The 11,925-nt window shown below is 64.1% G+C and carries 7 protein-coding genes; 2 read left to right on the top strand and 5 right to left on the bottom strand.

Features of this window, described 5'->3' with window-relative positions; all coding sequences use genetic code 11:
* Nucleotides 1–4 precede the first annotated feature (4 nt).
* Together BPHYT_RS33815 and BPHYT_RS33810 are read left to right on the top strand one after the other, a co-directional pair.
* On the top strand, nucleotides 5–1,348 hold the full coding sequence (locus tag BPHYT_RS33815) for a hemolysin family protein (protein ID WP_012428621.1): 1,344 nt from the start codon (nucleotides 5–7) through the stop codon (nucleotides 1,346–1,348).
* 59 nt (nucleotides 1,349–1,407) lie between these two features.
* Entirely contained in the window at nucleotides 1,408–2,130 is a 723-nt protein-coding gene (locus tag BPHYT_RS33810; protein WP_012428620.1) for a sulfite exporter TauE/SafE family protein, read from the top strand.
* Here the strand turns inward: BPHYT_RS33810 and BPHYT_RS39355 are convergent.
* The 5 genes from BPHYT_RS39355 to glgX form a co-directional block, all read right to left on the bottom strand.
* Nucleotides 2,063–2,344, bottom strand: coding sequence for a membrane dipeptidase (locus BPHYT_RS39355; RefSeq protein ID WP_274378471.1), 282 nt, complete (start codon nucleotides 2,342–2,344; stop codon nucleotides 2,063–2,065). The two genes, BPHYT_RS33810 and BPHYT_RS39355, sit on opposite strands and share 68 nt — an antisense overlap.
* Nucleotides 2,345–2,502: 158 nt before the next feature.
* Entirely contained in the window at nucleotides 2,503–5,358 is a 2,856-nt protein-coding gene (treY, locus tag BPHYT_RS33800; protein WP_012428619.1) for a malto-oligosyltrehalose synthase, read from the bottom strand.
* Nucleotides 5,355–7,565 (bottom strand): 4-alpha-glucanotransferase, encoded by a 2,211-nt coding sequence (gene malQ, locus BPHYT_RS33795; protein WP_012428618.1) that lies wholly within the window; start codon nucleotides 7,563–7,565, stop codon nucleotides 5,355–5,357. Before malQ ends, treY begins: the two co-directional genes overlap by 4 nt.
* The gene (treZ, locus tag BPHYT_RS33790) at nucleotides 7,562–9,484 is read right to left on the bottom strand and encodes a malto-oligosyltrehalose trehalohydrolase (protein ID WP_012428617.1); all 1,923 of its coding nucleotides are present in this window, start codon (nucleotides 9,482–9,484) and stop codon (nucleotides 7,562–7,564) included. Before treZ ends, malQ begins: the two co-directional genes overlap by 4 nt.
* A gap of 140 nt (nucleotides 9,485–9,624) precedes the next feature.
* A complete protein-coding gene (gene glgX / locus BPHYT_RS33785; protein WP_012428616.1) occupies nucleotides 9,625–11,844 on the bottom strand; it encodes a glycogen debranching protein GlgX in 2,220 nt (739 codons plus the stop codon).
* Between the last annotated feature and the right edge of the window lie 81 nt (nucleotides 11,845–11,925).

The raw sequence follows: 11,925 nt of genomic DNA, 5'->3' as shown, positions 1-11,925 counted from the left end.
CGCTTTGATCCAGGTCGTCGCCCTTATCGGTGCGTTGTTTCTCGTTGCCCTCAACGGCTTCTTTGTTGCCGCTGAATTCGGTCTGGTCAAACTTCGGCAGACGCGCGTGCAAAGCCTTGCCGCCAAACATGGCATGCGCGGGCGTCTGCTGGCCAAGGTGCACGGGCGTCTCGACGCCTATCTGTCCGCCTGCCAGCTCGGCATCACACTGGCGTCGCTCGGGCTCGGCTGGATCGGCGAGCCCGCGTTCGCGGAGTTGCTCACGCCGGTCTTCAGCCTGCTCGGCGTGGAATCGGAGAAGCTGATCCACGGAATCTCGCTGTTCTTCGCGTTCTCGTGCATTTCTTTCCTGCACATCGTCGTGGGAGAACTCGCGCCGAAGTCGCTGGCCATTCGCGAGGCGGAAAAGGTTTCGCTTTGGGCCGCCACGCCGCTTTACGGCTTTTACTGGGCCATGTATCCGGCAATCTGGGTGCTCAATTCGAGCGCCAACGCCGTGCTTAAACTCGCCGGGCTCGACGCCGATCACGGCCACGACTCGCACTACTCCACTGACGAACTCAAGCTGATCCTGCGCGGCCGCCGCGCCAACGTCGCCACGGAACTGGGTTCGGCCGACGGTGCCTACAGTCAGGACGAGTGGAACACGATCGCGCACTCGCTCGATTTTTCGCGCATGACCGTGTCGGACCTCATGCGTCCGGCCTACGAGATGATCGGCTTGCGCCGCGATTTGCCGTTGCGCGACAACATGCAGGTGGTGGCGCGGCATCGCTTCAGCCGTTATCCGCTGTTCGAAGATGCGTCCGGCGAGCGCGTGGCCGGCATGATCCATTTGAAGGACTTGCTGCTGGCCCGCCATGCGGGCAGCACACTCGAGGATCTCTCCAAATACGCGCGGCCCGTGCAATACGTCACGCCGGAAATGCCGGCGCTCGAATTGTTTCGCCGCTTCCGCAAGGGCGCGCCGCACTTCGCGCTGGTCGGCCACAAGCGGGAGAAGCCTATCGGTTTCCTGACGCTCGACAATCTGCTCGGCGCGCTGGTGGGCCAGATCCACGACGAGTTCCGTCAGGGCGACGCCGACTGGACGCGCATGGACGACGGCACCTTGATGGGCAAGGGCAGCTTGCCGGTGGTGTCGCTGGAACGCGCGTTGGGGATCGACATCGACGAAGGCAAGGCCGAATCGGTCGGCGGCCTCGTGATTCAGGCGCTTAACGATCTGCCCAGCGAAGGGCAGCGAGTCGAGTTCGATCGCTTCGACGTCGTGGTCAAGAAAATGAAAGGGCCGCGTATCGTGCTCGTGCGGGTTTATCCGAAAACCTTCGACGACGAAGGTGGTTGAGCCGCGATAGCGCCGCGGCACGCCACAGGTAGAATTGTCGTCCACACGTTGAGGGCGACATGGGATATCTGTTGGTGCTGTGCGTCGGATTGCTGGCCGGCACGTTGAGCGGCGTTGTCGGCACCGGCTCGTCGATGATGCTAATGCCCGTGCTCGTGATGCTGTTCGGTCCGCAACAAGCGGTGCCGATCATGGCGATTGCCGCGATCATGGGCAACTTCGGCAAGGTCCTCGCGTGGTGGCGCGAGATCGACTGGCGCGCATGCGGCGCCTACTGCGTCACGGCCGTGCCGGGCGCGGCGCTGGGTGTGCGAACGCTGCTTGCGTTGCCGCCGCACGCGGTCGAAATTGCGTTGGGCCTGTTCTTCGTCGCGATGGTGCCCACACGGCGCTGGCTCGCGCGCCGGGATATCAAGTTCTCGTTGTGGCAGCTTTCCTTGATCGGCGGCGTAGTGGGTTTTCTCACCGGAATCGTCGTGTCCACCGGACCGATCACCGTGCCCGTGTTCATGTCTTATGGCCTTGTGAAGGGCGCTTTTCTGGCAACCGAGGCGGCGGGCTCTCTGACCGTTTATGCCGCCAAAGTCGCGGTCTTCAATCATTTCGGCGCATTGCCGTTGCATGTGGTGATCGACGGCTTGATCACCGGCTCTGCATTGATGGTCGGCTCGTTTGCCGCGCGGTCGATCGTGGTTCGGATGAGCCCATCGACTTTCAAACTGGTCGTCGACGGTTTGATGTTGTCGTCTGGACTTTCACTGCTTTGGGCGGCGGGGCGCTAGCCTCGATCAAGCTGCGTGGCCGCCTGGTCGACGTGTCCGCCGCGCGCTTGACCAGATCGTACGTGCCGTGCGCGACATCGACGACGATCCCCAATGCATTGCAGCGGCGTCTCACTTGCACGCCGGTATCGGTCAGGCCGCCGTGCACCGGCGGCTCGGTCTGGATATCGCCGAGTTCATTCACGCAATAGTGCGTCAGTTGCAGATGCCGCAACTGGTGCTGCGTGCACGCCTCATCGCCCCGATCGACCTGGCCTTCGAGAAAGTCGAACAGCAGAGCAGCGCAGCATGTCGATGTCTCAATTCGACTAGGGAAAAAAAAGCGGTTAGAACCCTTAAGCTCCAACCGCCTTCACCCACAAAACTAAAAAATCAACCGCGCGGCACGCCATCCTCCACCAACACCGCGATCGGCATTGCACCCAGCGCATCGCGCAGATACAGCAGACCGTTCTCATCCACCTTCGGCGCGGCGGGACTCAACCAGTCGAACAGCGCTCTCGCGGATAAATCCGCCGGCATCTCCAGCGCGGTGTCTCCCCATTTGGCCGGATCGACCATTGGCAAGTCGCCTTCCTCGCCGAGCAATCCGGCCGCGAGCCGGCTCGCCACCACCACGGCCCACGCATTGCCATGCCGCCGTGCAAACGCGATCACACTCGACGCGTGCTTACCGCGCACCGTGAGCGGCAGATATTCGCCCTGACTCAGCAACTCCGGCAAATGCGCTCGCAACGCGAGCACGCGCTGCACCACCGCGAGCTTCACACGTCCGTCGCGCCAGCCTGGCAGAAATTCCGACGGCGGTGTTTGCACGAGCCATGCCTCGCGTTTGGCGAAATCGACGGGCCGGCGATTGTCCGGATCGACCAGACTGAAGTCCCACAACTCGGTGCCCTGATAAAGATCGGGAATCCCAGGCGATGCCAGCCGCAGAACCGTCTGCTGCAAACTGTTGAGTGCACCGGCGCGCCCGATTCGCGCCACGAACGCAGACAACTCTTTCAGGAAACCGTCACGCCGTTGCGGCGCGAGGATGTCGAACAGGAAATCGCGACAGGCGGCCTCGTACGCTTCGTCGGGCGCGAGCCAGTTGGTTTGCAGCTTGGCTTCGCGCAACGCCTTCAACTGCCATTGCGCGACGCGCTCGGCCAATTCCTTCACGCCGGCTTCGTCGTCGGGTTGAAGATCGGGTGGCCAGCAGCCCACCAGCGTTTGATAGAGCATCGCTTCGGCGGCGGGGCCGGGTGCCCAGTCGTAGCTCGTGTCCTGGCCGACGCTGCTAACGGATTTGCCATCCAGCGCCCGACGATTCGGCGCGTTCAATGTGGACCATGCGCGCAACGTCGCGCTCCAGTCGCGCGCGATCTCGCTCAACACGGCGAGCCGTGCGCGCACGTCTTCGCCACGTTTGTGATCATGCGTCGCGGTCGCAAGCATCGCATGAGGAAAGCGCTGGGAGCGCTCCAGATTCGCTGCATGAAACGCTTCGACCGACAACGCGAACTCGCCCGGGTCCGAGCCGACCTCGTTGCGCGACAACAGCCGGCCATAGCGATAGCACGCCGTATCCTCGACGGCCTTCGCGGCGACCGGCGCGGTCAACTGCGAGAACAGCGTTTGCGCTGTGCGTCGCGCGGAACCGGCATGGCTCGCCGGCGCTCCGTTCTGGCCTTGCTGGGGTGTGCCGCTGCGGCCGGGCGGCGCCTCTTCGGCGCTACCGCCGAGCCACGCGTTCACGCGCTCGAGCGCGACGAGATCCGCGCGCGAAAGCGTTTGTCTTGCGCCCTCCAAAGCCTGGTCGAAATAGACGTTATCCGCCGCGCTGCGCAGACCGTTCTGCGGATAGATTCGATACACCGGAAAATGCACGACCAATTCGGTCAGCACACGCCGCAGCGTGGTGAACGTGAAGTCGCGCGTGGCCAGCGAATCGCGTGCGATGCGATGCAACGCGCGCGCCGCGCGGTCGAGTTCCGCGGAGAGGTTTTCCGCGAGAATCTTGCGGCGCGCAACCAGCGCCTCGTCGGCAAAGCGCGGGCTGCGGCCGGTCAGTTCCGTCCACGTTTGCGCGAGCGGTTCGGCGCCGGCCGGATCGTGCAGCAGCGCGCCCACGTCGCTCATGAAATCGTAGCCGGTCGTGCCGTCTACCGGCCAATCGTCGCGCAGCGGTTCGCCGCGTCCGAGAATTTTTTCGACCACCACATACGGCGCGGTGTCGCGCAGTTCCGTTAGACGCTGCCGCAAACGCTGGCAGTATTCACGCGGCTCGGCGAGCCCGTCGACGTGGTCGATCCGCAAGCCGTCCACCACGCCTTCCTGATAAAGACGGAAAGGCAGCGCATGCACGGCCTCGAACACTTCGGGCCGCTCCACGCGCACACCGGCAAGCGTAGATATGTCGAAGAAACGACGCCAGTTCACTTCGTCCGACGCGGTGCGCCACCACGCCAGGCGGAAGTGTTGCCGCTCGATCAGCCGATGCAGCCGGTCACGCGTCACCGGGTCGTCCGGAGAATACGCCTGCAGCGCGATCTCGATCGCCGAGTCACCGTTTTGCGCGACGAATTCGCGCAGCATGTCGCGGCCTTCGGCGGCGCGCGGATGATCGGTGGGCTGCGTGGTGAGTCCGTGGAAGCGTTCGGCGAGCGCGTTGAGATCGGCGCGGTCGGCGCTTTGCAGGATCGACGCGTAATCGGTCGGGCATACCGGGAAGACGTGCGGACCGTAGCCGATATAAAAGCGCCCAATGTCGGCCGCGAAATGCAGCGCGATGCGGCCTGCCGCGAGTTCTTCACCGTACGCAGCGCCGAGCGTAGGCAGCAGCACTTTGCCGCGCAAAGCGGGATCCGGCGAATGCCAGTCGACGTCGAAATGACGCGCGTAGGCGCTGTGACGGCCCCATTCGAGAATATCGAGCCACCACGCGTTGCTCGATCCGCCGACGCCCATGTGGTTCGGCACCGTGTCGATGATCAGCCCCATGTTGTGCGCGCGCAATTTGTCGACGAGGCGCTTCAAACCCGCCTCGCCGCCGCATTCGGCGCTGACCTGGGTGTAGTCGACGGTGTCGTAGCCGTGCATCGAGCCCGGCTCGGCCGTGGTGATGGGCGACGCGTACACGTGGCTGATGCCGAGCGCGGCGAAGTAGTCGACGTGCTTCGCGGCATCGTCGAAGGTAAAGCCTCGATGGAACTGGAGGCGTAGCGTGGAGCGCGGGACGGTCATGGCGTATCAGGCTCCGAAGAAGCGTTGGCGGAAGGAAGCGGGGCGGTCGCGGCGCGGCGCGCGCGATCCACCGCGAGCAGCCGGTCACAGAACGTGTCGTCATCGAACAGTTCATCGATCGGCACGCTTACACGGCGGCGCCAGTTCGGATGCTCGTCGATCGAGCCGGGCAGATTCGGCTGCTCGACTTGCGCGAGCAAATCCTCGAGCGGAAACGTCACCAGCGGGCCGGGCGTTGCGGCGACGAAGGCGAGCGCTTCGTCCACGGGCGCGCTGTCGGGCGGCGGCGCGGGCACATCGGGCGCGGCCACGCCCGCTAGCTGGAAAGCTCGCCACAACTCGGCGCGATCCTTCGCGCGCTCTTCCTGAGCGGCTTCCTCAGGATCGCGGCCGTCGGCGCGCGCCATCGTCTGGCCGATCTTGTTGCGCCAGGTGATGTCGCTGCCGCGCCACCAGCCGGCGACCGTCGGCAGATCGTGCGTGGTCGTGGTGCCGACCGCATTGCGGTCCCAGTCGGACGGCGGCTTGAATCCTTTGCCGTCGTGCGCGCCCTCGAACCACAGCACGCGAATGCCGGCGATGCCGTGCTCTTCGAGCCGCTCGCGAAAGCCTGGTGGCACCGTGCCGAGATCTTCGCCGATCACGATCGCGCGATGCCGCCACGATTCGAGCGCGATCAGGCGCAGCAGGTCTTCGAGCGGATAGCGCAAATAAGCGCCGTTACGCGCGCTTTCGCCTTCCGGCACGAGCCACAGCCGCCGCAAGCCGAGAATGTGATCGATGCGGATGCCGCCGGCATGCGCGAACGCCGCGCGCAACATGTCGATGAATGCGGAGAAGCCTTGGGTGCGCATTGCACGCGGCGAAAACGTGGTGAGTCCCCACGCCTGACCGGCCTGGTTGAACAGGTCCGGGGGCGCGCCGACCGACACGCCCTGCAGCATGTCGTCGCGATACGACCATGCGTGACTGCCGGCGCTATCGCATCCCACCGCGAGATCGGCGATCAGGCCGACGGCCATGCCGGCGTCGTGCGCGACGTGTTGCGCATGCGACAAACCCTTGGCGGCCAGCCATTGCAGGAACAGATGGAAATCGACCTCGTGACGGTTGGCCTCGGCGAAGGCTTCGACTTCCGGGCTACGCGGATCGCGCAATGCCTCGGGCCAGTTGCGCCAATGTCCGTTGCCACCTTCTTGCGAGAGTTGCGCCGCCTGCAACGCTTCGAAGCGCGCGTGATCTTCGAGCGCGCGCCCGGCGCGTTCGCAGAAGCCGTGAAACTCCAGCGCGCGTGGCGTCTGTTGCGCGCGCTCGTGTTCGCAGAATTGCTCGTATAGCGCGCGCAAAACCTTCAGCTTCAGCACGACCGCGTTCGGCCAGTCGATCAGCGGCAAGCGTTCGAGTTTCGACCATGCATCGCTAGCCTGGGCAGCTTCGAGCGCGGCATGCGCCGCATCCGCGCCGAACACGGCGGCGGGATCGATGTGCGTGACGTTCAACCACAAACGCGACGACGGCGAGTACGGACTGAAGCGCTCCGGCTCCGCGCTGAACATCGCATGGGTCGGACTGACGGCGAGCGCGTGCGCGCCACGCTTCGCGCTTTCCACGGCGATTTGCGCGAGCGCCGAATAGTCGCCGATGCCGCCGTCGCCGGTGCGGCGCAAGCCGTACAACTGCGCGGCGATGCCCCAGAGCGGCGGCGCGGGCGTGTCGTCGCCGCTTGCGTCGTTATGCAACGTGCGCCAGGCGTCGGCGACCGTATAGCAGCGCGGCGGCGCCACGGCCAGCGTGATGCGTTGTTCGTGGATTACGAGCGTGTGATAGCCGGCTTCGTCGATGGGTGCGAGCAGGGCTTCTTCGCCTTTGGGCGCCGTAAACCGGCCGTCGATGATCGAGCCGCTTTCCAGTTCGATCCGATAGTGGCTGCCGGATTTGATCGCCGCAATGGGCAAGGCGATGCCGCGTCCGACTTCCGCGGTCATCAGCGGCGGCAGTTTGCGGCCTGACAATTCGGCTTCCAATGCGGCGGCGCTGTGGCGGATTTCCGTGGCGTTGCCGCACGGCAAACCCATCCGCGCGAGCAGGGCGGCGAGTGTGCTTTCAGGCACATGCTGCGTCGTATGGTGCGCATCCTGCCACTCCACCTCGAAGCCGGCGCGCGAGGCAAGAGTGACGATCGTGTCGTGATTGCGTCGGGTAGTCACGCGTGGCGCTCCTGTTGTCCCGCGATGCGAGCATCGTGGCCGATGGCGTAGCCGCAGACGTCGCCGGTCAGCCATGCGACGAATGCGTAGGGCGGCAAAACCTTGACCTCGACCTGTTCGCGCACGCGCGGCGGCGTTTCGAAAATCACTTTGCCGGCGGGAATCTCAGTGCACGCCACGCTCTCTTTCGAGAGATTCAGCGCGACCGACAACGTCTCCCCATCGCAGAGTTTCCAGCGCGCGATCAGCGCATTGGCGTCGCCGCCGTTCGCCGCGGTCAGCACGGTTACGCCGCACGACTTGCTATGCTGCAGACGCGGGGTGATCAACTTGGCGCGCACCGCCAGCGCGGATTTATAGAAATGCATCCAGTCGAGCCGGTCTTTTGCTTCATCGCTGTCGCGCTTCGCTGCTTCGTGCGACGCCGGCGGCGATGAGGCCGCAAACGTCTTCACGTCGTTTGGATCGGGAATCTGGGCGCGGCGTTTCTCGTCGCTGAACGAGGAAAAGCGCGCGAATTCGCGGCGCCGTCCTTCGCGGACCGCGTCGGCGAGATCGCCGGTGTAGTCGGTGAAGAACAGGAACGGCTGCGTGGAGCCGTATTCCTCGTCCATGAAAAGCAGCGGGATTTGCGGCGACAGCAGCAGCAGGCCGGTGGCGGCGCGCAATGCGTCGTCCGAGGTCAGTTTGCGCAGGCGCTCGCCGAATGCGCGGTTGCCGATCTGATCGTGGTTCTGCAAAAACATCACGAACGAAGTGGGCGGCAAATGACCGCTTGCTTCGCCGCGCGGCTTGCCGTCGTGAATCGGCGACGGGTCGCCCTGATACGCGAAGCCTTCCGACAGCACGCGCGCAAGACGCTGGATCGGCTGATCTTCGTACGCGTGGTAATAACCTTCGGTTTCGCCGGTCAGCAGAACGTGCAGCGTGTTGTGCGCGTCGTCGTTCCATTGCGCGTCGAAATGCGTTTCGAGCAGGCTCGCGCTGTTGTGCTCGTTTTCCAGCACCAGATGCACGTGCCGGCCATGCTGCACCTTGGCGCGGATATGGTCGGACAATTCGCGCAGCCAGGTGTGGTTGTCGATGGCGTGCACCGCGTCGAAACGCAGGCCGTCGAGCCGATATTCGTTGATCCAGTAGACGGCGTTATCCGTGAAGAAGTCGCTCACTTCGTTGCGCTCGAAGTCGATCGCGGGGCCCCACGGCGTGTGCGTGCCTTCACGGAAAAACGAGCGGGCGTATTCATGCAGATAGTTGCCGTCCGGGCCGAAGTGGTTGTAGACCACGTCGAGAAACACCATCAGGCCGAGGCCATGCGCGGTGTCGATCAACGCCTTCAGTTCTTCGGGGCGGCCGTAAGCGGAATCGGGCGCATACGGCAACACGCCGTCATAGCCCCAGTTGTGCTTGCCGGGAAAGTCGTTCAACGGCATCAATTCGATGGCGGTGACGCCGAGCGCGGCGAGTTCCGGCAGCCGCTTCTGCACGCCCGCATAACCGCCCATCGCGCCGACGTGCAACTCGTACAACACCGTTTCTTCCCAAGGCCGGCCGTGCCAGTTCGTATGTTCCCAACGGTAGGCGCGCGGATCGATGACTTCGCTCGGCCCATGCACGTCTTGCGGCTGAAAACGCGACGCCGGATCGGGCACCGCGTGCTCGCCATCCAGCCGGAAGCGGTAAAGCGTGCCCGCGCCGCCGTCGACGCTTGCTTCGAACCAGCCGTTGCCGGTGGGCGTCATATCGTGCGCGCCTTGAGCGGGGCCGTTTTCGATTTCCACCTGGACGTGTTGACAGGAAGGCGCCCAGAAGCGAAACCGAGTGCGCGGCTTCGCCCCCGCCGCGCCTACCAACTGCGCGCCGAACGGCAAACAATGCGCGTGATGGTGCGCATGAGGATCAATCGGACTTTCGGACATGATTCGTCACCATTCAGTTTTGCTTTCGAGCCGCGTGTCGCGCGTCGCTCGCGCCCACGCTGCCTATGACAACGCACAACGCGTACAACGACAACGCGCAATAACGCGGCCCGCATGCTGTCGGGTCGCGGCGCCGCTGCCTAAGTGGTCGGCGACGTATCGCTGCTGGGCGGATGCGCACCCGGATCGGGCGGCAGCGCAGTCAGAAGCCGCGGTCCGTGCTGCGCACCGGCCTTCCAGCCCGCTTGCCAATCCGCTTCGCCCACCGGTTGCGCAGCCAGCATCACCAGGCTATGGGCGGCCACTTCGACCTCCCCAACCGCCAGCCGATGCGGCGCGCTCTCCGGCTCAGCAGTGTCTAACAGCACGTGCCATTCCAGGTGCGGGGCGGGCGGCGTAAAACGCAGTGTTTCTTCGTTGGCGTTAAGCATCATCAACAATACTTCTGTTTCGCCGTTTAAACCTGGACCCGCGCGGCGCAGCGTGAACGCGCGGCCTTCGGGGTCCTGCCAGGCCTCAATGGTGAGCGGGTCGCCGTGTTCGTCGAACCAGCCGACATCGAACAGGCCCGGCAACACTTCACGATCGCCGAACAGAAAGCGCGTTTCGCGCAGCAGCGGATGTTGCTTGCGCAGCGCGATCACCCGCGCGACGAACGCGGTCATCTGCTGCCCGTCCGGCGAATTTGCCCGTTCCCAGTCGATCCACGAAATTTCGTTGTCCTGGCAATAGGCGTTGTTGTTGCCGTTCTGCGTGCGCAGCGATTCGTCGCCGGCCAGCACCATGGGCGTGCCGAGCGCCATCAGCAGCGTGGCGATCAGCGAGCGCGCCACACGTTTTCGCGTGGCGAGAATCGCGGGGTCGTCGGTCGGGCCTTCCACGCCCCAGTTGCGGCTGCAGTTTTCATTGTGGCCGTCGTTGTTGTCTTCGCGATTGGCTTCGTTGTGTTTCTGCTCGTAAGCGGTGACATCGGCTAACGTAAAACCGTCGTGCGACGTGACAAAATTGACCGATGCCCACGGCTTTCTCGCGCGCCGGTTGAAGAGGTCCGCCGAGCCGGTCAACCGCGCGGCAAGGTCGGGACGCAAGCCGGCGTCGCCGCGCCAGAAACGTCGCACCGTGTCGCGAAAACGGTCGTTCCATTCGCTGAATCCCGGCGGATGATTGCCTAGCTGATAACCGCCCGGACCGATGTCCCAAGGCTCGGAAATCAGCTTGCGCTGCGACAGGATCGGGTCTTGGCGCAACGCGTCGAAGAAACCGGAACCGGGATCGAAACCGTGCTGCTCGCGGCCGAGCGTGACGCCCAGATCGAAACGGAAGCCGTCGATATTGAACGCGGTCGACCAGTAGCGCAGTGAATCCATCACCATTTGCAGCACGCGCGGATGCGGCAGATTGACGGTGTTGCCACAACCCGTGTCGTTGATATGGTGACGTTCGTCGCCGGGAATCAGACGGTAATAGCTGGCGTTGTCGAGGCCGCGCCACGACACGGTCGGCCCCATTTCGTTGCCTTCGCAGGTGTGGTTGTAGACCACGTCGAGAATCACCTCGATGCCGGCCGCGTGCAACTGACGCACGGCGATGCGCATTTCGTCGAGCCGGTGCGTGCTCAGATACGAGGGCTCCGGTGCGAAAAATGCCGCCGTGTTGTACCCCCAGTAGTTGCGCAGCCCGCGCTCCACCAGAAAGCGGTCGTTGAGAAACGCGTGCACGGGCAGCAGTTCGACCGCGGTCACGCCGAGTTTCAGCAGATGCTCGATGAACTCCGGCGAAGACAGCGCCGCGAAGGTGCCGCGTTCATGCTGACGCAAATCGGCGCGCAACATCGAGGCGCCGCGCACATGCGTCTCGTAGACAATGGTTTCGCCCCACGGCACGTTCGGCCGTTTATCGTGCGACCAGTCAAACGCTTCATCGATCACCACGCACTTCGGCATGGCCGGCGCCGAATCGCGCCGGTCGATGGAAAGGTCCGCGCGATTCGAATGCACGCGATAACCGAACAGCGCATCCGACCAGCGAAATTGTCCGACCAGTTTGCGCGCATACGGATCGAGCAACAGCTTGTGCGGGTTGAAGCGATGCCCATGCTGCGGCTGATACGGGCCGTGCGCGCGAAACCCGTAGGCGGTGCCCGGATGCGCATTCGGCAGGTAGCCGTGCCAGACTTCGTCAGTGCATTCGGGCAGCGTGTAGCGGCGGATTTCCTTGCGGCCGGTGGGATCGAACAGGCAAAGCTCGATTTTTTGCGCGTTCGCCGAGAACACTGCAAAGTTGACGCCGAGGCCATCCCAGCTAGCGCCGAGCGGATAGGGCGAACCGGGCAGAAGCCGGTCGGGCATTGCATGCGACATGATTCCCCTTCCTTGTTCTGATTGTTGAACGCTATCGTGGGTCTTCATGCAACGAGCGCGCGGCGCGAAAATTTCGCACGC

The sequence above is a fragment of the Paraburkholderia phytofirmans PsJN genome (genome assembly GCF_000020125.1).
In the GTDB taxonomy this organism is placed as follows: Bacteria; Pseudomonadota; Gammaproteobacteria; order Burkholderiales; family Burkholderiaceae; genus Paraburkholderia; species Paraburkholderia phytofirmans.
This window is presented reverse-complemented; position numbering and strand designations above follow the sequence as displayed.